The following is a 20,904-nucleotide window of genomic DNA, read 5'->3' as shown; positions in this document are numbered from 1 at the left end:
ATAGGAGCACCGCCTGTTGTCAACAGGCAATAACTTCTCGACCAAAACATTTCTTTCCACAGCTTGCGCCTAACCTCTGGAAAATCTTTTTTGATTAGCCTAGAGCTGGCACTTTTATAAGCATTGATGAATTTCGACAGCTCTGTATTAGGATGAGCACGGAACATGATATGCACATGGTCTTGGTCGTGATTCCATTCCTCCAACGTAATGTTGTATGATGAGCCAATGCGGACAAAAATATCTTTAGCATATTGGCTCATTCGGTCAGAGAATACCTTGCGACGATACTTCACTACCAAAACCAGATGATAATAGAGTAAGAACACTGAATGGTTATTGTTGTCTAATTCCATAGTATAATCAGTCCTTTCTCTTTTACGACTGATTATACTCCCCAATAAGACAAAAAGCAATTGTATGGCTCAATTACTTACGTAAATTCGCCATACCCGCCTTCATCCCCCACCTAATAGGTGGAGGACTTCTCGCGGGTTAGGTTAAACCAGATTGTCTTCTTGACCAATCAAAACATTTAATGATTTAGTTGCTCCATTCTTGGCCATGCCTTCTACTGGAATCAGCGAATCGGCGAGGCGGTTGACATTTGACTTGTCAAATTGACATGTCAGATTCCAATCTTCGCTGAACCTCCTTATCCCAGGCCAGCAGTAAGTCTATATACTTCTCGTTTATCAACCGATATACCGTCAACGCTGTGGACTGATTATAGGTATGCGTCGATAAATTCCGCTTTTCCTGCATATCCAGCCAGGTTTCCGCATCAGCTATCATTCCCTGCTTCCAGCCCTCACGGATGCTAGAGCGCGGACTACTGACTTCGATTGCCGCCTGTAGTCAATAACGTCGAAAGTGTAAGGCAACTGACTATCTTCCAGGGCAATTGCTAATCTGACGATAGCCTCCGCTTCACCGGACACCGCCAGGTCAATATCAGACGCTAACCTAGCATCACCCCGAGCTCTCGAGCCAAACAACTTAACCCATTCTATGCTATCGGAAAAATTACGAAGTATGGCAAAAATACTCCACCAATATCTATTCTCTATCGTATAAATATGCCTTACCTCCCTATCTAATCTGCGCTTTTCTTTTTAGTATATCACGAAATGCAAAGGGCTGACCAGTCAACATCAGGTATGCCTAGCAATGGATGTGGACTCATTTTTATAAACTCAAATCCAATCGATAAAAAAACGATGAAGCCATTTAAGCTTCATCGTTATACCATCACCCTAATTCGTTTTTCACGATGGATTTACAATCTAAGTGCAACAGTATATAACTCAAAATAAAATAAAGCATAGGCCACTGGGAAGCGGATACCGTTGTGGGCAAGCAAGGAGGACAAGCTTGAAGCTCATCAAAAAAAATAAGGGTTGTGCCAGCCTCTACCTGCAAAGAGGGATTCAAAATAGTTACGGATCAACTATCACAAAAATAACGGTCATCACATACATTATATCCCATTTTTAGCCTACAAGCCGATTTCATCTTTTTTAGATAGTATTCTTTCATTAGTTTCCTCGCAGTCGCAAATCATACACAAAAAGGAGTGGAATAACCAATTCATTGAAGCACCCTATCAATAGGACAAGCAATGCGGCAAATAATCTGCATCCGCCATTTTCGACGCTACCACCGCATTCTCTATCGCCTTTTCCATAACCTCTGCCGCCAGCGTCCCTACCATATTGATATCAGCCGGAACCAGTTTGCCACAGGCAGATGCGTAGATCGTATCCCCATCAGCCAAAGTACCTACCGGCCTTATCGCTCTTGCATAAGCATTTCTCGTCTGCTGGGCAATGCGGGTGAGCTGCGCTTTATCAAAGGACCCATTGGTGATTACCGCCCCAATGGTCGTGTTCGTGCGAGATAGCAAATCCTTCGGGGCAGCCAGGCGATAAAGTTCCTGCGCACTGTCCAAAAAACCTGTGCGCTGTGCATTGGTAAGGCCGGCAATCTTTTTCCCATGTGCATAGACATCCCCCAGCGCATTGACTACCACCACTGCACCGATTTTCAAATCTCCCAACTGCACCGCATAATAGCCAATGCCGCTTTTCTGCGACTGCCTCATCCCGCAGAGTTTGCCTACCGTTGCGCCTGTACCAGCCCCTACCGAACCACTTACCGGCTCATTTTTACGAAGTGCACGCTGGCAGGCGGTATATCCCATGGCACTATCCGGACGAACCGAAGCACTGCCATAAGACAAATCATAAATATCCGACTGCACAACCAATGGCACCCGCGCAAAGCCTGTATCAAAACCAATACCATTTTCTTCCAGACAGCGCATCACACCATCGGCCGCCGCCAGCCCATAGGCACTGCCACCAGCCAAAACAACGGCATGAATGCCCAAATCTTCCTTCGTCGGATCAAGCACTGGCGTCTCTCGCGAAGCCGGTCCACCCCCACTGATATCCACACCAGTCTTGGCCCCCGCGGGAAAACAAAGCACGGTAACTCCAGTTTTCGCTTTATCGTCCTGGGCATTGCCCACCTGTACCCCCTCAATCGCCGAAAAAGGTATTTCCTTCATATTAACCTTCGCCCCCTGCGCTGTACCCCCGACACTCAATAGGACCATCAAACTTATCAGTGGGATAAGTTGTTTGAACTTCTTCATCTTCATCTCTCGCTTTCCCTTATGCCAAACACGTTTTACTGCCAACGATATATCCTTATCCTTAGCAATCTGCGCGATAATAATCAAAGTTATCAATTTGCATTTAATCGCCAATCAACATATTCTCTTACTCTTATCATTTAATATTTTCATTTAAAGAACACCGACTTCCCGATGAACTCTCGCAGCAGGGAGTTGTTCGGAATTTCGTCTTCGGCGGTGATGTCGTCGAAGTAGGCGCAGAAGTCGAGCAGCCGGCGGGCTTCGGCGTATTCGGGTACGGCGGGCGATATCGTTTCCAGGAGCGGCTCGGCGTATTTCTTTAGCACGCCAAGTTCGTAGATGAGTGCCGAGTTGAACATCACGTCGGCCTCTTCCTGGTACGGAAAGATATTCTTTTCCTCCCCTGCCCGCACGTCGGGCCACTGCTTGAGCGTTTTGAGAGCATGGGCGCCCCGGGTCTGGTAGTCCCGCACCAGGCGGCGCAAGAGCCGCGCATCGGTTGTGGGGATGCGGTTATGGGCATCGATATTGAGCTGGGTCAACGCGCTAATATAAATCTTGAATTTCTGGGTGCGCGGGACTGCCTCACTGAGCTTTTCATTGAGGCCGTGAATTCCCTCGATGATGATAGGCTGATCCGGCGTTACTTTTAGCGGCGGCACCTTTGGCCATTCCCGGCACCCTGTCAAAAAGTTATAGTGTGGCAACTGAACTTCCCGGCCTGCCAGCAACTTCACCATATGGCGGTTGAATAGCTCTGTATCAAGGGCCTCCAGGCACTCAAAGTCGTATTCTCCCCGTTCGTTGCGCGGGGTGTCCTTACGGGATAAGAAGTAGTCATCCAAGGAAATGGACACAGGTTCTAAGCCATTTACGCGAAGCTGGATGCGCAAGCGCTGGGCAAAGGATGTCTTGCCCGAAGAGGACGGCCCAGCAATCATCACGAGGCGGGCGCCGTCCCGGTGCTGGGTGATGTAATCGGCAATTTGAGCAATGCGCTTTTCCTGCAAAGCCTCTGACACGCGGATGACTTCGCCAATCTGTCCTTCCCGATTGGCCCGATTTAAATCCATCACGTAATTACAGTGAAGGATTTTGGCCCAGCTCTTGGACTCATACAGAATCTGGCTGAGCTTGGGCTGGGGAACCCGCTCACGGACCCTGCCCGCCGTTTCCTCATCCGGCAGGCGTAAAAGGACACCCGGCGGCTCAAAATCTAAAGCAAACCGCCCCAAATCGCCAGTTTCATACAGCATGGGGCCATAGAGGTAATCGTAAAAATCCCCGCAGCGATAAAGGCTGACATTTTGCCGCTGCAGGGCGCCAATGAGCTCCGCCTTTTCAAATTGTTTGGATTGTCTAAAAAGCTTTACCGCGGCTTCACGGCTTAACACTTCTTTACGGATGGGATGGTTATCGGCCACAAGGGCCCGCATTTTCTGCTCAATCTGCTGCACTTTTCCTTTATCGCAGCCATGGCCCCCCGGATGCCGAATCTCGCAGAACAGCCCCTTATTGGCGGTAAACTGTGTAACGACCTCATCCTCCGGATAAAGCGCATGAACCGCCGTGATAAGCAGGAACAACACACTGCGCCGATAGATCTGCCAACCCGTCTTGCTGTCCAGCGGAATAAAGGTCACATCCCGCACACCACTTATATCATTTTGCAAATCATGTACTTCGCCATCGAGTTTAGCAGCCACAATCTTACTAGAATACTCCTGCTGCGCCTTCCCTGCTATTTCCCTCAGGGGCATCCCCGGTAACACTTCCATGTCAATCCCTCCCATCCATCACTATAACAATTGCATAACAAAAAAGCCCTAGTGTTACCCATATTGTAACACTAAGACTCGAATTCCGCTATTTATTTAAAAATCGCACAGACGGCCATATAGGCTACGGCACCCATAGCGGCCGTGCAGGGAATTGTCAGTACCCAGGCCATAACCATCTGCTGAGCCACGCCCCAGCGGACGGCATTAACGCGCTTAGCCGTGCCAACACCCATGATCGAGCCCGATACGACGTGCGTCGTACTGACTGGCAGATGCAAGAGCGTCGCCGTGAAAATAACCGTGGAGGAGTTCAAATCCGCCGCAAATCCGGAGATCGGCTCCAGTTTGAAAATCTTGCCGCCGATGGTCTTGATGATGCGCCAGCCGCCTACTGCCGTACCGCAAGCCATTGCCGTCGCCGCCAATACCTTTACATAGGTTGGAACCTCAAACGCATCGATATAGCCGCCCGAAAGCAATGCCAGGGTGATGATACCCATGGATTTCTGCGCATCATTGGAACCGTGGGAAAAAGCCATCATGGCCGCCGACAGCACCTGCATCTTCTTGAACCGGTGGTTGATTGACGAAGGACTGAATCGTCCAAATATCCGAAAGAGCAGCGTCATCACGATACAGCCGGATACGATACCCAAAATCGGTGAACCGATAAGCGACAGGATAATCTTGCCGATACCATAGAAGTTTAGCCCATCGGTGCCAACCGATACCAACACCGCACCGATGATACCGCCCACCAGCGCATGGGAGGAACTGGATGGAACCGCGAAATACCAAGTGATGATATTCCAGAGCACCGCACCCACCAGCGCCGCCACGATGATGTGCTCATCCACATGCTGGGCCGATTTGACGATATCCGTACCAATTGTCTTCGCAACACCGGTACTGTACATTGCCCCCAAAAAGTTCAACACGGCCGCCATGATAATCGCATGGCTCGGATGAAGGGCCCGCGTCGATACCGACGTGGCAATTGCGTTGGCCGTATCATGAAAACCATTGATGAAATCAAACAGCAATGCTAGGCCAATGACTGTAAAGATAAGCATCTGTACTTCATGCATATTTCATTACCACTCCCCGGATCATGTCAGACAACTTCTCACAGTGATCCAGCGTATCCTCAAGCTTCTCTAAAATATCTTTCCATTTGATGAGCTCGATTGGATCTTTCTCTTTGTCGAAGAGGTAAGCGATCTCATGACGGTAAACGCGGTCGCCCTCGCTTTCAATCTGGGCGATCTTGTGCGTCGCATCCAGAATAGCAGCCTGATTCTTGCGAATGTCCTTGAGCAGAGAGAACGCTCGAATCGTCTGTTCCGTCGCTTCGATCAGCAGCTTCGTCATCGTGACAGCGCCGCTCATCGCCTTGCCGGTTCGATACATCACAATGCGCTGCAAGGTTCCCTGAAGGTAGTCCACACCATCATCGAGACCATTTGCCAGTGCATAGATGTCCTCGCGGTCGATGGGCGTAATGAATGTCAAATTCAGTTTATCAATGATTTTGTCATTGACCTTATCCGCTTCATGCTCTAAGTCATTGATCTCCTTTACCTTATCTACCGCTTTGCTGTAATCCAGCATAACCTCGTCCATCATCAAAGCGCCCTGGTAAAAATAATTGGCGCTGTCGACAAACAGGTCAAAGAACTCGCTGTCTTTCTTTTTGAATTTAAACATACTGTCCTGAGTCCTCCCCGAACGAAATATCACATACACAAGTCTAACTATATCATTATTTGACCTGTCATTCAACCAATAATTTCCTGCTTGTGCGGAAAAAAAGCTGTTCCCTTCATCTATATATAGGGAACAGCTTTTTCGAAAATATTTTATTTCGTTATCGAAAGCTTATGCAGTGAGCGCAATCAGCCTTCGACTGCCTGGAGTGCTTTGAGAACTTTGGCGGCGATGCCTTTCATCTTGGCTGCCGATACCGAGCAAGCGGCAATGCGCACGCCCATCTTGAGTGGTACCGCAAAAATCAGGTCTTCGTGCAGCTTGTCGCAGACAGCCTGCGGGTCTTTTGCCGGTACGGAAAGGAAGAAACCACCCTTATATGGCAGTGCGTTGAGGCCGCATTCCTTGGCTTCTTTCATGAACAGCATGCCACGTTCCTGGATCATCTGATAGAATGCGTCACGCTCTTTCTCGAACTGCGCCAGCGTCTCTTTGTCGGCCGAAATCTTCGCCAAGAGCGTCATCGCACCACGGTTGATATTCGACCAAGTTGCACGGCTCGTGTACTTGTTGATTTCCTTGAACTCCGTGATGACCTCTTCACTCGAGGATACAGCGACGAGAGCGCCCGTGCGCTGGCCATAAGCCGTGTAGCCCTTCGACATCGAGAACGCGAACATGACAAAGATATTGGCCGGCAGGTTGCCGAACTTCTTCATGAACTTGCGCGTCTCATTCTTTTCGCCTGCGTAATCGATATAGGCAATATCGACAAGGATGCTCATCTTCTTGCCCTGAGCAGCATATTTTTTCGTGAGGGCAAGGACGTTATCCCAATCCTCTTCCGTTAGGCTAAAGCCCGTCGGATTGTGTGCCGGCGTGTTGATGATGACGAGCAGGCTGTCCTGCTCCTTCATGATTTCGTCAACTTTTGCCGTGTAGTCAGCAATGTTGAAGTTGTTGTTTTCATCGAACAGCGCATAGTTCGTAAGCTTACAGCCGCACTCGTTGCAAATGACGTTATAGGTACCCCAGAACCAGTCTGACGTCAGGACTTTATCGCCACGCTCGGCGTAGTTGGCTACCGCGTGATGGATAGCCCCCGTGCCGCCAGCGGTCGCGATAGCTGCCGTATAGCCCTCCGGCTTCTGATCGGCAAACGTGAGGTCAATAACGGCCTCGAGATAATCCGGCAATCCCGGAATCGGCGCATAACGGACATAATCTTCAACCGAAAGGGAACGGAATACGCGCTCCATCGTCGGGATGCTGGCAAGTTTTCCTTCGTCGTCCATCATAACACCCATCGTTGCATTGGTAACTTTATCGGCACCATGCTTCTTGGCTGCCTCAGCACAGGCGGCACTTGCCCCAAAAATCGCATCCTTCAGTCTCTTGCTTGCAGCATGCGTTGCTGCCATACTCGTCGTCATAGGAAAGTTCCCCTTTCAATCATTTCACCATAAAGCTTTCGTCGCATCATACTGCCTGTTTTCGCAATAAGCAGCATAATTCGTACAAATACTATAATAACTGTTCTTGTCTGTCCTGTCTACCAATACAGGTGTATGTATACAATATTTTTGACCTGTCAAATTGACAAGTCAATCTGACAGGTCAAAAAAAGACTCTGCCCCCGGATAGCAGGCAGAGTCTTTCCTCTTATTTGTTCGGGAAGAATTCGTCGTGAATTGCGTTGACTGCCTCTTTGAGCTGAGAGCCCTTTACCAAGCAGGAAATGCTGATTTCCGACGTGCTGATGATATCGATGTTGATTCCGACCTTGGACAGCGCGCCAAACATGCGCGAAGCAGTCCCCGGGTTGCCGAGCATACCAGCACCGACGATAGAGACTTTGGCCACATCTTCTTCGATGAGAACAGCAACAGCATTGAGTTTATCGGCCACGCCATCAACGACCTTCTTAGCCTCAGCGAGATCGCTGGCAGCCACCGTAAATACCATATCGGTAACATTCTTTTCGATATTGCGAATCGACTGGACAATCATGTCAACATCGATGTTGGCATCCGCCAGGGCCGAGAAGATTTCATGGGCAATGCCCGGCGTATTCGGAATCCCGAGTACCGCAATCTTGGCAACCTTCTCGTCGTGGGCAACGCCACGGATAACAAAATCTTTATCTTCCATCGTATAATCCTCCCTAATGATTGTGCCAGGCGTAGTCGTAAATGTCGAACGGACATGAATGGGAATATGGAAATACTCACCCATCTCAACAGAACGCGGCTGCATGACGCCAGCCCCCAGACGAGCCATCTCGAGCATCTCATGATAGGTGATTTCCTTCATCTTGCGAGCCCCTTTGACAATGCGCGGGTCAGCCGAATAAACGCCATCGACATCGGTGTAGATTTCGCAAGTATCCGCCTTCAAGGCACCAGCCAGTGCCACTGCCGACGTATCGGACCCACCGCGGCCCAGCGTCACCGGATTGCCAAACGCATCAGCCCCCTGGAAGCCCGCAACGACCACGATATTGCCCTTATCCAGTTCCTCGTGAACACGATCCGGCGTAATATCCACAATACGCCCTTTGGTATGAACCGAATTCGTCTTCATACCAGCCATCGGACCGGTCAGCGATACTGCCGGATGCCCCAGCGTCTTAAACGCCATTGCCAGCAGGGCAATCGACTGCTGTTCACCGGTAGTCAACAGCATATCCATCTCTCGCGTGTACTGATACGGGTTTTTGGTAATTCCTTCAGCCAGCGCAATGAGATCGTCTGTCGTATCGCCCATGGCAGATACAACCATGACAATTTTGTCACCGGGCTTTTTTTCGCCCAAGACTCTCTTGGCAACATTCAGGATTTTTTCCGTGGTAGCCACAGAACTGCCACCGAATTTCTTTACAATAAGTGCCATGATTCTCCCCCTAGTTTTAACGAGAAACGCTCTGCTCACCGCGGATTCAGCGGTAAGCCGCCCCATCGATACTGGCAGCGACATCTTCTTCCTCGTTATAAATCTTTTTAATCGAATCATATTATACAAGAAAAAAAATCATATGTCTACCGAAAAACGCAAATTTATGTAAAATTGTTCGTTCGCAAGAAACACAGTCTGGTTTTTATGTTACAAAATCACCCAGTTTTGGTATTTTTCATTCTCGAATTGCTAAAATATCATCAAGCCAATCCCGCTCAAACTTTCGCTAAAAAGTGGACATGCGTCCTATAATATGATAGATTGTTCTAGGCATAATTATAATAGTAGTTTTTGAAGGAGTGTTACACTTGCATAATCGTCCCATCGGCGTCAGCGAAAAGCTGCCGCTTCTTGAAACCATCCCCCTTTCGCTTCAACACCTTTTTGCCATGTTCGGCTCCACCGTATTGGTTCCGATTCTCTTTAAGGTAAATCCGGCCACGGTTCTCTTGTTTAACGGCATCGGCACGATTCTTTATCTGCTTCTCTGCAAAGGCCGTATCCCGGCTTATCTCGGCTCGAGCTTTGCGTTTCTCTCCCCGGTCTTTCTGGTTCTGGGGCAGTATAGCTACGAAGCAGCCCTTGGCGGTTTTATCGCCGTCGGTATTGTCTTCTGTCTGGTCGGCCTGATTGTCCGTACGGTCGGCACCAAATGGATTGACATCATCTTTCCGCCGGCAGCAATGGGTTCCATCGTCGCCGTCATCGGTCTCGAACTCATGCCAACCGCTGCCGGCATGGCAGGCCTCACCGGGGATAAGCCGGCGGACGGTACGACAATCTTCGTCTCGCTGGCCACGCTTGCCATCACGGTTTTCGCTTCGGTAGCCTTCCGCGGTTTTCTGGCTATCATTCCGATTCTCCTCGGCGTCATCGGCGGTTATATCCTGGCTGCCTTCTGCGGCATGGTGGATTGGAGCCTCGTGGAAAAAGCCCCCTGGTTTGCTCTGCCCACCTTCTACACGCCGATTTTCAACATTGATGCCATCTGCATCATCCTGCCGGCAGCCCTTGTCGTCATCGCCGAACATGTCGGTCATTTGATTGTCACGGGCAACATCGTGGGCTCAGACCTCACGAAGGACCCAGGTCTTGACCGGTCCATTCTCGGCAACGGCATTTCGACCATCATTTCTGGTTTCTTTGGCTCCACGCCAAACACCACCTACGGAGAAAACATCGGCGTCCTGGCTATTTCCAAAGTATTTTCCACCTGGGTCATCGGCGGTGCTGCAGTCTTTGCTATCGCCCTTTCCTGCCTTGGCAAACTCGCTGCCATCATCCAGAGCATCCCAACGCCAGTAATGGGCGGTGTATCCATGCTGCTCTTCGGCGTCATTGCCGCGTCCGGTATCCGTGTACTGGCTGAGAGCAAGATTGATTACAACAAGCCCATCAATCTGATGCTCACGGCCATCGTACTCGGCCTCGGCGTCTCCACCGCCAGCATTACGATTGGCACGGTTACGCTCAAAGGCATGAGCCTTGCTACGGTCGTTGCCATCATCCTGTCGATAGCCTTCCGACTCATCGCTATGCTGCGCCACGAAAAATTCAACGATTGATAAAGGATTTATGACAAAACTTATCGTGACTTTGCCAAAAGCCCTGGAATCTATGCCTGCCAGGGCTTTTCTCACGCAAACACAAGGCATATCCAATACCATTTGGAAACGAATCAAACACTCGGGAACCTTCAAGGTCAACGGGCAGCTCGTAAACGCCGCCCGCACGGAACTAAAAAACGGCGATGTAGTAACCTACGATATCCTTCGGCCCAGCAACATCACCCCCGAAGCTCTTCCCCTTGATATCCGCTATGAAGATGACTGGCTGCTGGTCGTCAACAAACCGGCCGGCCAACTCGTCCATCCTACGACACAGGAACCACATGGAACATTAGGTAACGCCATCTTGTTCCATTATATGCAACAAAAAGAAGCTCATGCTTTCCATCCTGTTCACCGCCTTGACCGCGAAACCAGCGGACTAGTGCTGATTGCTAAGCAGCCACAAATCCAGTTCAAACTCTCGCCTAAGGGCGTCAAGACATTCCATCGCGAATATCTGGCACTGATTCCTGGTGAGCTTACACCGCCAGCTGGTACCATCGATGCCCCGATTGCCCGGGCTTTGCCCAGCATCATCCTGCGCAAAGTAGCCCCTGACGGCAAAGAGGCACGAACCCACTACGATACCGTAAAGAGCAACCATAAACTCTCTCTTATCCATCTAGTGCTCGAAACCGGCCGTACTCACCAAATCCGCGTCCATCTTTCCCATCTGGGACATCCGCTGATTGGTGACGACCTCTACGGCGGCAGCAGGGATCTTATCTCTCGTCAGGCTCTCCATGCCTTTCGGCTGAGCTTCACCCATCCTATGACCGGAGAAGACATCGTGGTTACCGCACCTTTGCCATCGGATATGGGCCGGATTGTGTCGGATTTATGACCAGAGCCTAAGGCCTTACTATTGCTTTGTATCAGTTTAAAGGAATTTTCAAAAATTTGCTGTTGGAGTATACACCATAACTCTTTTCTATGATATAATGAGTCTAGTTCAAGTTCATTTCATGAACAAATTACTTAGGGGGTAATGAAAAATGCCATTAGTCGGTACTAAAGAAATGTTCAAGAAAGCTTACGAGGGCGGTTACGCTATCGGTGCTTTCAACGTCAACAACATGGAGATTGTACAGGGTATCACGGAAGCAGCTGCTGAGCTGAACTCCCCGGTTATCCTGCAGGCATCTGCCGGTGCTCGCAAATATGCCAAGGGCCCGTATCTCCGTCACCTCGTTGAGGCTGCTCTGGAAGTCAACGATATTCCAGTTGCTCTGCACCTCGACCATGGCGCTGATTTCGAAACTTGCAAAGCTTGCATCGATGACGGTTTCACGTCTGTAATGTTCGATGGTTCTCACTATGACTTCAAAGAGAACATCAAACGTACGCAGGAAGTTGTTGCTTACGCTCATGAGCATGGCGTTTGCGTTGAGGCTGAGCTCGGCAAACTTGCTGGTATCGAGGATGATGTAAAGGTTGCTGCTCACGAGGCAGCTTACACGCAGCCGGAAGAGGTTGAGGAATTCGTCAAAGAGACTGGCGTTGACTCCCTCGCAATCGCTATTGGTACGTCCCATGGCGCATTCAAATTCAAACCGGAGCAGTGCACGCGCAATGCTGATGGCGTTCTCGTACCGCCTGAGCTCCGTTTCGACATCCTGGCTGAAATCGAGAAGAAGATTCCGGAGTTCCCGATCGTTCTCCACGGTGCTTCTTCCGTTATTCCGAAATACGTCAAAATCATCAACGACAACGGCGGCAAACTCGATGATGCTGTTGGTATTCCTGAGGATCAGCTCCGCAAGGCTGCTAAATCCGCAGTTTGCAAAATCAACATCGACTCCGACCTGCGCCTGGCTCTTACGGCTGGTATCCGTGAGCACTTCATGGCTCATCCGGAGCACTTCGACCCGCGTCAGTATGTTGCTGATGGCCGCTCCTACATCAAAGAGCTCGTTGAGCACAAAATCAAAGAGGTTCTCGGTTCCGACGGCCGTGCACCGGAAATCCTTGAGCTCATCAACGCAAAATAATTTGTCTTTGATGGCTGCTTAAAAAGCAAAAGACCTGCAAGTTAGTTCGAATGAACCTGCTTGCAGGTCTTTTTTACGGCATAAAAATGACCGGTCAGATTGACATGTCAACAGACAGCAATCTGACCGGTCATTTCTGTTACCGAATCAATTAAAATTCTTCGCTTTTGCTAGCGATTTTTTCCTGTACATAGGCAATGAAGTCATCAATCTTCATCGTCGCGCTTTCCTGTACGCCGCGTTTGCGGACAGCTGCCGTCTTATCGGCAACTTCCTGATCACCAACAACGAGCGTGTACGGCGTTTTCTTGACCTGGCTCTCGCGAATCTTGTAGCCGACCTTTTCGTTGCGGTCATCTACCTCTACGCGCAGGCCCAAATCGAACATTTTCTTCTTGAGCTCATAAGCGTAGTCCGCATGTTTCTCCGTAATCGGCAGGATGCGGACCTGTACTGGTGCGAGCCACGTCGGGAAGGCGCCGGCATAGTTCTCGATGAGGATGCCAATGAAGCGCTCAATCGAACCGTAAACAACGCGATGCAGCATGACCGGACGATGTTTCTCGCCGTCCTCACCGACATACGTGAGGTCGAATTTCTCCGGCATCAGCATGTCGAGCTGAATCGTACCGCACTGCCACGTACGGCCAATGGAATCGCGCAGATGGAAGTCGATTTTCGGGCCGTAGAACGCACCGTCACCTTCGTTGATGACGTATTTGAGGCCGCGATGCTCGAGCGCATTGCGCAAGGCTTCCGTTGCACTCTCCCAGATTTCATCCGAACCCATGGAGTCCTCCGGACGCGTGGAGAGCTCAGCCGTATACGTGAGGCCGAACGTGCTGTAGACTTCATCGAACAAGTCAATCGTATGCTGAATCTCTTCCTCGATCTGATTCGGCGTCAGGAACAGATGCGCATCATCCTGCGTGAAGTTGCGGACGCGGAACAGGCCGTGCAGCGCACCCGAGAGCTCATGGCGGTGAACGATACCGAGCTCGCCGAGGCGCAGCGGCAGGTCACGGTAGCTGTGCTGGTGGGATTTGTAGACCAGCATGCCACCCGGGCAGTTCATCGGTTTTACCGCATAGTCCTCACCGTCAATCTGCGTGAAGTACATGTTCTCTTTGTAGTGATCCCAGTGACCGGAAGTCTCCCAGAGCTTACGGTTCATGATCATCGGCGTCTTGATTTCCTGGTAGCCATAACGGCGATGGACTTCACGCCAGTAGTTGATGAGCTCGTTGCGGACAACCATGCCGTTCGGATGGAAGAACGGGAAGCCCGGGCCTTCCTCATGCAGGCTGAAGAGGTCGAGCTCCTTGCCCAGCTTGCGATGGTCGCGTTTGGCTGCTTCTTCGAGCATGTGCAGGTATTCATCGAGGTCAGCCTGTTTCTCGAAAGCCGTACCATAGATGCGCTGGAGCATCTTGTTCTTCTCGCTGCCGCGCCAGTAAGCACCGGCAACGCTCTGGAGTTTCAGAGCCTTGACCTTGCCCGTGGATACGACGTGCGGGCCAGCGCAGAGATCCGTGAACTCGCCCTGCGTGTAAAGCGTAATCAATGCATCTTCCGGCAGGTCGTTGATGAGCTCGACTTTGTAGCTTTCACCCATCTCCTCGAACATCTTGAGAGCCTCGGCACGGCTGACTTCTTTGCGCTCGAGCTTGAGGTTCTCCTTGACGATTTTCTTCATCTCTTTTTCGATATCCTTGAGGTCAGCTTCGCCGAGCTGCTTATCCATATCGATATCGTAGTAGAAACCATTGTCGATAGCCGGGCCGATAGCCAGCTTGACATTCTGGTCTTTATAGAGGCGTTTTACGGCCTGCGCGAGGATATGGGAAGCCGTATGGCGCAGTGCCCAGCGGCCATCGGCCTCTTCAAACGTCAGGAAATCTACCTGACAGTCCTTCGTCAGGACCGTCGTGAGGTCTTTCGTCTCACCATCTACTTTAGCAGCCAGGACTTTCTTGGCCAGGCTGTTGCTTACTTCTTTGACAAATTCGAGGATGCTTTTGCCTTCCTCGACTTCGCGGACTGCGCCGTCTTTGAGCGTAATCTTTAACATGAAAAACCCTCCTTGAAATAAAAAAAGCTCCGCCCCTAGATAGGGACGAAGCTAACGCATCGTGGTTCCACCCAAATTGCTCTCCTCCAGTAGGAAAGCCACTCAGTCTTTGATAACGGAAAAGTCTCCGGTCCTGCCTACCCACCCTAAGGCTTCAGCAAAACAGCTCCGAAGTGGTGGCTGCAGCCGCTATCCCGGGATGCTCGCACCAAATGCATCCTTCTCTTAGAGACGCGTCTCTGCCGTCGTGTCTTCGTCTTTGCTTTGATGTCCCTTATTATAGAAGTCTTCCCCACTTCTGTCAAGGGATTTACGGATTATTTTTCCGCCATTTGCGTACCCGTTGTTTTTTTTAGAACGGGGACTTGAAGCCGCTGCCCCACCCTAAGGTTGCTGCCGTCTGGCTCGAGGCCGTTTACTTCGATGATAGCCTTCTGCAAATCCATCGCGTGCGTCTCATCCGTCGTATAGCGACGGGCCAGCGTCCAAACGCTGTCATTTTGCTTGACGATCACCGTATCGAAGTCCCCCGCGCGAAGGTATTCATTCGTCAGATCAAACGGGGAAACAACAGCCAGCAACAACACCAGCGCAGCAATCCACAAAAGTTTTTTCTTCATCATCGTAAACCTCCCAAGAGAAAGTATGTAAAACATGTTTTCTTCGAACATATTTTTGTCAAATCCACGTTCTTATCTTAGCATAGAACATTTATTCTTGCAATACTTTTAGCGAACATTTTTTCTCTTGATGCGTTTTTTTCCCTTTGCTACAATATAAGTGATAAATTGACAAGTCAGTCGGATTCCTTGACTTGTCAGAAAGGAGGATTCTATGAATATTCATGGTGCGGTCATCATTGAGCAAGGCGTCACCTTTGCCGTCATTGCCGTCAAACAATCGGTAACCATGTACACCACCCGCCTCATCAAGACACGCCAGGAACTTTCACAGTTCTTCCCCAATATGCCTATCATCCTCATGAGTCAGGATAATAATGGCACCCCACATTACTATGGACGAAAAGATATCGTCGACTTTCTAAAGACCATCCGCGTCGACCAAATCCCTTGGAAAGTCTATCACCTCTATTGATTAGGAGTTTACATTCATGGATATTCTGCGCAACATTGTTCACATCAGCTGCTTTATTGTACTCATGGTCACCGCTGATGTCGTCTGGACCAACATCAAAGGCTACTATGCGGAACGCAAGTTTAAAATCTGCGTTGCCTACTTTGCGGGCGGCATCATGGTCTTTTGTCTGCTGCTTGGCCTCAGTACCGCTGCCAACACCTATTTCCGTTAACCTACGGCAAAGTGAAACGCTGTTTCAAGTGTTTCACTTTTTTATTGCAATAATTCAAAACAAACTACCAAGATGTGTCAAACGTATTGAAACGATAACAAACGCTATGTTATAGTGAACATGTCTTGAAAAGGAATCCAATTTAGAAAGGGAGATTATCATGAAAAAGATTGTATTGCTTTGTGCTGCCGGAATGTCCACCAGCATGCTGGTCAAGAAAATGCAGGAAGCGGCGGCTGCTGAATCCTACGAATGCTCGATTGCCGCGTATCCGACTTCTGAGGCAAATGCCAAGGCATCCGATGCCGATGTCATCCTCCTTGGCCCCCAGGTCCGCTTCCAGAAAAATAAAATTGCGGAACTCTGCCCTGGAATCCCTGTCGATGCCATCGACATGCGCATGTACGGCCGCATGGATGGTGCCGGTGTACTGAAATATGCCCAGAGTCTCATGGCGTGAGGTGTCGCCATGGAAGGACTTGAACTCACGGCATTCCAGATTATCTCTTCGGTTGGCTCTGCCCGCAGCAGCTACATCGAGGCAATCCAGGAAGCCAAAAAAGGAAATTTTGCCAAGGCCGAATCGCTAATTGCAGAAGGTGATGAAATGTTCGTGGAAGGACATGACGCGCATGCCAATCTGCTGACGCAAGAAGCACAGGACGGGCCAGGCAGCACTCTTTCCCTGCTGATTCTGCATGCGGAGGACCAGCTCATGAGTGCCGAGGGCTTTAAAACCATCGCCTTGGAATTCATCGATGCCTATAAACGCATCGAATCTCTGGAACAAAAACTAACGGACAAATAAGCGAGGTAATAGTATGGGTTTCCCAAAAGGATTTTTATGGGGCGGCGCCGTTGCTGCGCATCAGCTCGAAGGTGGCTGGCAGGAAGGCGGCAAAGGCGTCAGCGTTGCAGATGTCATGACCGCAGGACGCCACGGCGTCCCACGTGAAATCACCGACGGTGTCATTCCGGGCAAAAACTACCCGAACCACGAAGGCATTGATTTCTATCATACGTATAAAGAAGATTTAGCCATGCTCGGGGAAATGGGCTTCAAATGTTTCCGCACCAGCATTGCCTGGACACGCATTTTCCCGCAGGGCGATGAATTAGAACCAAACGAAGAAGGGCTCAAATTCTATGACGACCTCTTTGACGAAATGCACAAAAACGGCATGGAACCAGTCGTCACCCTCTCCCACTTCGAGATGCCCTATCATCTGGTGAAAGAATACGGCGGCTGGCGCAACCGCAAACTGGTGGATTTCTTCGTCCGCTTTGCGGTGACTTGCTTCAAACGCTACAAAGATAAAGTCAAATTCTGGATGACCTTCAACGAAATCAACAATCAGCGGGAAGTCAATGTTCCCTTTATGGCTTTCACGAACTCCGGTGTACTTTACCAGGAAGGCGAAGACAAATACGCCGTTCTCTATCAAGTCGCGCATCATCAGTTCGTCGCCTCAGCCAAAGCCATAATCGAGGGACACATCATCAATCCGGACTTCCAAATCGGCTGCATGCTGGCCATGGGGCCTTGTTATCCGGAAACCTGCAATCCCGCCGACCAACTGGCAGCGATCAAAGAAATGGACAAGAGCTATTTCTTCGGCGATGTCCAGGCCCGCGGCCATTATCCTTCCTACATTTTAAAACTATGGGAAAACAAGGGCTACAACATCGAAATCGAAGAAGGCGACCTGGAAACGCTTCAGCAGGGTACCGTCGATTACTTTGCCTTCAGCTATTACATGAGTTCTGCCACTTCTGGCGATCCGAGCCGCTTCCAAGAATTGCAGGGCGGCTTCGCCACCGGCATCGACAACCCCTATCTCAAGAAATCCGACTGGGGCTGGCCGATTGACCCCACCGGACTGCGCATCATGCTCAACACCCTGCAGGAACGCTATGAACTGCCACTGATGATCGTCGAAAACGGCATTGGTCTCCACGAGGAACCTGACGCGAACGGACAAATCCAGGATGACGCCCGCATTGCTTATTTCAAAGCCCATATTGAGGAAATGAAAAAAGCCATCGATGAAGACGGCGTAGACCTCTGGGGATATTGTCCCTGGGGCCCTATTGACCTCGTATCCGCAGGCACCGGTGAAATGGAAAAACGCTATGGGTTCATTTATGTCGACAAAGATAATGAAGGACGTGGCACGCTTAAACGGCTCCGCAAAAAATCATTTTATTGGTACCAAAAGGTAATCGCCACCAACGGCGAAGACCTCAGCACTCAGTAAAGCCAAATATTTTCTCCTGTTTCCTGCCAAAGAGCGAAGCATTGTTACAATTGTTTCGCTCTTTTTATTGCTTCTCTTAAACCATCGCCTCAATCTCTCGTTAATCCGTTGAATCAATACCAATCACCATGCTATAGTAAGACACATCAAGGAATCATTTCTCGTATCACCTGGAAAGAGAGGATTAACATGACGAAACAAGAACTATTTGACAAGTTTGTCGACTTCATGGGACGCTTCGCCGAAATTCGAGCGGTAGCCGCCCTGCGTGATGGCTTTATCATGACGACTCCGTTTACGGTATGCGGCTCGGTATTCCTGCTGCTCGCCAACCTGCCGATTCCCGGCTATCCAGAATTCATGGCCAGCCTGTTCGGACCTGACTGGACAGCTCCGCTCAACGCCGTAGCTGGCGGCACCTTTAGTGTACTCGCGCTAATCGTCGTACTCGCCGTCACGTATAAATACGTCGAATCTGAAGGCTGCGATGCCATCATGGCCTCCATCCTCTCGCTCTCGACCTTCCTGATTCTCCTGCCGCCCTCGCTGACCACCAAAGCCGGTGAAACCGTCGGCGACATCATCCCGAAGGCCTGGGCCGGCAGTAACGGCGTCATCACAGCGATTCTCGTAAGCTTTGCCGCCTCCTGGGTTTTCTGCTACTGCGAAAAGCATCACATCGGCATCAAAATGCCGGATGCTGTTCCCGGTGGCGTTGCCAAAGCCTTTGAGGCACTGACGCCAGGTATGGTACTCTTTACGGGAGCTTCTCTTCTCTACGGCATTTGCCATTATCTCGGGGCTACGACACTGCCGGAACTCATTTTCAAAATTATCCAGACCCCACTGCAGGGTCTCTCCGATACGCTGGTTGGTGGCTCGATCATCGAAGCCCTTGAGAGCATTCTATTCTGGGCTGGCATCCATGGCCCGAACGTCGTTGGCGGCGTCGTAAGCCCCATCCTCATTGCCAATTCCCTCGACAACCAACATATTCTGGACATGGGCATGCAGCTCGCGGGCAATCCCGATGCCAAAATCATCACCTGCCAGGTCGACTTCATGGTCAAAACCGGTGGCTGCGGCCTGACCTTCGGACTGCTGATTGCCAGCTGGCTTTCTGCCAAATCCTCTCAACTCAAATCCCTGACGAAACTTGCCACCGTCCCGGGATTCTTCAATATCAACGAACCCATTATCTTTGGCCTGCCGATTGTCTTTAACCCGTACCTGCTAATTCCCTTTGTACTCGTACCACTGATTGCGCTGGTCATGACTTATGTTTCTATTGTCATTGGCTTTATGGCGCCATTCAGTGCCGTACAAGTCCCCTGGACTGCACCGCCTATCATCGCCGGCTTCCTCTTAAACGGCTGGCAGGGTGCCGTCGTCCAGCTTGCCACGATTATCATGTCGACCATTGTCTATTATCCCTTTGTGCGCATGCAGGATAATGCCATGTTGAAAGAAGAGCAGGGCCTGGCCGAAAGCGACACCCCCAGTGATAATTCCGAAGGAATGAATCACGAACCGCAGGCACAACTGTAACCTGCCGGAACTTGACGCTCCTTCGGCTACTACCTTATAATGGACTTAGTATCCAAAGGAGTGATTTTATGTTTCGGTCCGTTTATATCTTATGGCCTGGGGATCCCTGCCATATGCCCAAATTGCTTTTTTTGCGTGTTGCATTGCGTCATATCTGGCTTTTACATCTATTCATCCTGTCGGTAACCTTTATCGACCTGCTTCAAGTTGGTTTTACCGCCGGAACCTGGATAAACTTTGGTCTGGTGGCAATTAATGCCTTCGAGTTGCGCAGTTCCTACCGCCGCGAAAAACTTCGTTTTATCGGGCTTTTCCGCTTGGTGGAGCAAAACGACATCCAGCAGTGGAAAACGAAGGATACCCCGCGCAAAACCGTCAACGAACTTTCCGTCATGACAATGAACTGCTACCTCAAAGCTGTCAATGATTTTGAAAAACATTACGAGCAGGACCGCAGCCGCCAATCCATCGAAATGTTCACGTCTATCCTGATTATTTTCTTCACGATTTCGTGGCTGTTAAAATACCTATAAAAAAGAGGCTTAGAAAAACTGGTACATCCACCAGTGAACTGCTCCCCGTCAAGAGGACAATAAAAAAATATAAGATTTCTTTGGTCGACAGATTTGTCTGTCGGCCTTTTTTATGCGGCTAAATACAAGGTGTGTTTCTCTATCGGTGTTAAGATACCAAGGTTACGTTGCACACGTTTGTGGTTGTAATAATGAATGTATGCTTCAATCGAACGCATAAGTTCACACTTGCTGGTAAAACGTCTGCCGTAGTACATCTCCCGCTTAAGGATGCCCCAGAATCCTTCCATAGGCCCGTTGTCAATGCAGTGGGCTACGCGGGACATGCTTTGCGTCATTCCCTGTTTTTCCAGTTTGTGGTGGAAATTCCTGTTCGTATATTGAAAGCCTCTATCACTGTGGAACAGCGGACGGGCATCCGGATTGGCTTTTACCGCCTTGTCAAAGGTCTTGAATACCAACGGGTTGTCGTTATGCTC

General features: G+C 50.0%; 22 protein-coding genes. 10 read left to right on the top strand and 12 right to left on the bottom strand.

Annotation, left to right across the window (positions count from 1 at the left end; all coding sequences use genetic code 11):
- From tnpA to T504_RS0110740, 9 genes are all read right to left on the bottom strand, one after another.
- On the bottom strand, positions 1-356 hold a 356-nt coding region (gene tnpA / locus T504_RS14280), incomplete at its 3' end, for an IS200/IS605 family transposase (RefSeq protein WP_072022737.1).
- Positions 357-615: 259 nt separating this feature from the next.
- Positions 616-795, bottom strand: a complete 180-nt coding sequence (locus tag T504_RS14815; protein ID WP_231473902.1) for a nucleotidyltransferase substrate binding protein — start codon at positions 793-795, stop codon at positions 616-618.
- A complete protein-coding gene (locus T504_RS15115; RefSeq protein ID WP_197018711.1) occupies positions 792-998 on the bottom strand; it encodes a nucleotidyltransferase domain-containing protein in 207 nt (68 codons plus the stop codon). Before T504_RS15115 ends, T504_RS14815 begins: the two co-directional genes overlap by 4 nt.
- Before the next feature lie 608 nt (positions 999-1,606).
- The gene (locus T504_RS0110765) at positions 1,607-2,773 is read right to left on the bottom strand and encodes a P1 family peptidase (RefSeq protein ID WP_231473901.1); all 1,167 of its coding nucleotides are present in this window, start codon (positions 2,771-2,773) and stop codon (positions 1,607-1,609) included.
- Positions 2,774-2,808: 35 nt separating this feature from the next.
- A complete protein-coding gene (locus tag T504_RS0110760; RefSeq protein ID WP_231473900.1) occupies positions 2,809-4,440 on the bottom strand; it encodes a nucleoside kinase in 1,632 nt (543 codons plus the stop codon).
- Positions 4,441-4,532: 92 nt separating this feature from the next.
- Positions 4,533-5,531: an inorganic phosphate transporter gene (locus T504_RS0110755; RefSeq protein WP_033171083.1), complete on the bottom strand. Its 999-nt coding sequence runs from the start codon at positions 5,529-5,531 to the stop codon at positions 4,533-4,535.
- Complete coding sequence (locus T504_RS0110750) at positions 5,524-6,150, bottom strand: DUF47 domain-containing protein (RefSeq protein WP_033171082.1); 627 nt, start codon at positions 6,148-6,150, stop codon at positions 5,524-5,526. Before T504_RS0110750 ends, T504_RS0110755 begins: the two co-directional genes overlap by 8 nt.
- A 188-nt stretch (positions 6,151-6,338) precedes the next feature.
- The gene (locus tag T504_RS0110745; RefSeq protein WP_033171081.1) at positions 6,339-7,583 is read right to left on the bottom strand and encodes an aminotransferase class I/II-fold pyridoxal phosphate-dependent enzyme; all 1,245 of its coding nucleotides are present in this window, start codon (positions 7,581-7,583) and stop codon (positions 6,339-6,341) included.
- A 229-nt stretch (positions 7,584-7,812) separates the two neighbouring features.
- A complete protein-coding gene (locus T504_RS0110740) occupies positions 7,813-9,042 on the bottom strand; it encodes an aspartate kinase (protein WP_033171080.1) in 1,230 nt (409 codons plus the stop codon).
- Between the two features lie 371 nt (positions 9,043-9,413).
- Here T504_RS0110740 and uraA point away from each other — a divergent pair, with 371 nt between their 5' ends.
- From uraA to fba, 3 genes are all read left to right on the top strand, one after another.
- Positions 9,414-10,670, top strand: a complete 1,257-nt coding sequence (gene uraA / locus T504_RS0110735; protein WP_033171079.1) for a uracil permease — start codon at positions 9,414-9,416, stop codon at positions 10,668-10,670.
- Positions 10,671-10,680: 10 nt separating this feature from the next.
- Positions 10,681-11,559 carry an RluA family pseudouridine synthase gene (locus T504_RS0110730; protein WP_033171078.1) on the top strand — a complete coding sequence of 293 codons (879 nt, stop codon included), beginning with the start codon at positions 10,681-10,683 and terminating at the stop codon, positions 11,557-11,559.
- A 151-nt stretch (positions 11,560-11,710) separates the two neighbouring features.
- Positions 11,711-12,706, top strand: a complete 996-nt coding sequence (gene fba, locus T504_RS0110725; RefSeq protein ID WP_033171077.1) for a class II fructose-1,6-bisphosphate aldolase — start codon at positions 11,711-11,713, stop codon at positions 12,704-12,706.
- A gap of 151 nt (positions 12,707-12,857) precedes the next feature.
- Here the strand turns inward: fba and thrS are convergent, their stop codons facing one another.
- Positions 12,858-14,777 carry a threonine--tRNA ligase gene (thrS, locus tag T504_RS0110720; RefSeq protein WP_033171076.1) on the bottom strand — a complete coding sequence of 640 codons (1,920 nt, stop codon included), beginning with the start codon at positions 14,775-14,777 and terminating at the stop codon, positions 12,858-12,860.
- A 317-nt stretch (positions 14,778-15,094) separates the two neighbouring features.
- The gene (locus T504_RS0110715; protein ID WP_197018710.1) at positions 15,095-15,400 is read right to left on the bottom strand and encodes a LysM peptidoglycan-binding domain-containing protein; all 306 of its coding nucleotides are present in this window, start codon (positions 15,398-15,400) and stop codon (positions 15,095-15,097) included.
- A 211-nt stretch (positions 15,401-15,611) separates the two neighbouring features.
- Between T504_RS0110715 and T504_RS0110710 the strand changes: the two genes are divergently transcribed.
- From T504_RS0110710 to T504_RS0110680, 7 genes are all read left to right on the top strand, one after another.
- Positions 15,612-15,872, top strand: a complete 261-nt coding sequence (locus T504_RS0110710) for a hypothetical protein (RefSeq protein WP_033171075.1) — start codon at positions 15,612-15,614, stop codon at positions 15,870-15,872.
- Between the two features lie 16 nt (positions 15,873-15,888).
- Positions 15,889-16,086 carry a hypothetical protein gene (locus T504_RS0110705; RefSeq protein WP_033171074.1) on the top strand — a complete coding sequence of 66 codons (198 nt, stop codon included), beginning with the start codon at positions 15,889-15,891 and terminating at the stop codon, positions 16,084-16,086.
- A 160-nt stretch (positions 16,087-16,246) separates the two neighbouring features.
- A complete protein-coding gene (locus T504_RS0110700) occupies positions 16,247-16,546 on the top strand; it encodes a PTS sugar transporter subunit IIB (RefSeq protein ID WP_033171073.1) in 300 nt (99 codons plus the stop codon).
- A gap of 9 nt (positions 16,547-16,555) precedes the next feature.
- Complete coding sequence (locus T504_RS0110695; protein WP_033171072.1) at positions 16,556-16,894, top strand: PTS lactose/cellobiose transporter subunit IIA; 339 nt, start codon at positions 16,556-16,558, stop codon at positions 16,892-16,894.
- 13 nt (positions 16,895-16,907) lie between these two features.
- The gene (locus T504_RS0110690; protein ID WP_033171071.1) at positions 16,908-18,344 is read left to right on the top strand and encodes a 6-phospho-beta-glucosidase; all 1,437 of its coding nucleotides are present in this window, start codon (positions 16,908-16,910) and stop codon (positions 18,342-18,344) included.
- Positions 18,345-18,533: 189 nt separating this feature from the next.
- On the top strand, positions 18,534-19,892 hold the full coding sequence (locus tag T504_RS0110685) for a PTS sugar transporter subunit IIC (protein WP_033171070.1): 1,359 nt from the start codon (positions 18,534-18,536) through the stop codon (positions 19,890-19,892).
- Positions 19,893-20,005: 113 nt separating this feature from the next.
- The gene (locus T504_RS0110680; RefSeq protein WP_156033527.1) at positions 20,006-20,425 is read left to right on the top strand and encodes a hypothetical protein; all 420 of its coding nucleotides are present in this window, start codon (positions 20,006-20,008) and stop codon (positions 20,423-20,425) included.
- A 110-nt stretch (positions 20,426-20,535) separates the two neighbouring features.
- Here T504_RS0110680 and T504_RS0110675 read toward each other — a convergent pair.
- The coding region (locus tag T504_RS0110675; protein WP_033171068.1) for an IS3 family transposase at positions 20,536-20,904 on the bottom strand (369 nt) is incomplete at its 5' end.

Origin of the sequence: Selenomonas sp. ND2010 (assembly GCF_000702005.1) — a bacterium.
Lineage (GTDB): Bacteria > Bacillota > Negativicutes > Selenomonadales > Selenomonadaceae > Selenomonas_A.
Note: the sequence above shows the minus strand (reverse complement) of the source record. Positions and strands in the feature narration are given on the sequence as shown.

Coding starts and splice junctions, on each gene's coding strand:
- T504_RS0110760 (WP_231473900.1), bottom strand. CDS start 4,440: ATGGAAGTGTTACCGGGGATGCCCCTGAGGGAAATAGCAGGGAAGGCG.
- fba (WP_033171077.1), top strand. CDS start 11,711: ATGCCATTAGTCGGTACTAAAGAAATGTTCAAGAAAGCTTACGAGGGC.
- T504_RS0110730 (WP_033171078.1), top strand. CDS start 10,681: ATGACAAAACTTATCGTGACTTTGCCAAAAGCCCTGGAATCTATGCCT.
- T504_RS0110705 (WP_033171074.1), top strand. CDS start 15,889: ATGGATATTCTGCGCAACATTGTTCACATCAGCTGCTTTATTGTACTC.
- thrS (WP_033171076.1), bottom strand. CDS start 14,777: ATGTTAAAGATTACGCTCAAAGACGGCGCAGTCCGCGAAGTCGAGGAA.
- T504_RS0110755 (WP_033171083.1), bottom strand. CDS start 5,531: ATGCATGAAGTACAGATGCTTATCTTTACAGTCATTGGCCTAGCATTG.
- T504_RS0110740 (WP_033171080.1), bottom strand. CDS start 9,042: ATGGCACTTATTGTAAAGAAATTCGGTGGCAGTTCTGTGGCTACCACG.
- T504_RS0110700 (WP_033171073.1), top strand. CDS start 16,247: ATGAAAAAGATTGTATTGCTTTGTGCTGCCGGAATGTCCACCAGCATG.
- T504_RS0110685 (WP_033171070.1), top strand. CDS start 18,534: ATGACGAAACAAGAACTATTTGACAAGTTTGTCGACTTCATGGGACGC.
- T504_RS14815 (WP_231473902.1), bottom strand. CDS start 795: ATGATAGCTGATGCGGAAACCTGGCTGGATATGCAGGAAAAGCGGAAT.
- T504_RS0110710 (WP_033171075.1), top strand. CDS start 15,612: ATGAATATTCATGGTGCGGTCATCATTGAGCAAGGCGTCACCTTTGCC.
- T504_RS0110745 (WP_033171081.1), bottom strand. CDS start 7,583: ATGACGACGAGTATGGCAGCAACGCATGCTGCAAGCAAGAGACTGAAG.
- T504_RS0110695 (WP_033171072.1), top strand. CDS start 16,556: ATGGAAGGACTTGAACTCACGGCATTCCAGATTATCTCTTCGGTTGGC.
- T504_RS0110680 (WP_156033527.1), top strand. CDS start 20,006: ATGCCCAAATTGCTTTTTTTGCGTGTTGCATTGCGTCATATCTGGCTT.
- T504_RS0110690 (WP_033171071.1), top strand. CDS start 16,908: ATGGGTTTCCCAAAAGGATTTTTATGGGGCGGCGCCGTTGCTGCGCAT.
- T504_RS0110750 (WP_033171082.1), bottom strand. CDS start 6,150: ATGTTTAAATTCAAAAAGAAAGACAGCGAGTTCTTTGACCTGTTTGTC.
- T504_RS0110715 (WP_197018710.1), bottom strand. CDS start 15,400: ATGATGAAGAAAAAACTTTTGTGGATTGCTGCGCTGGTGTTGTTGCTG.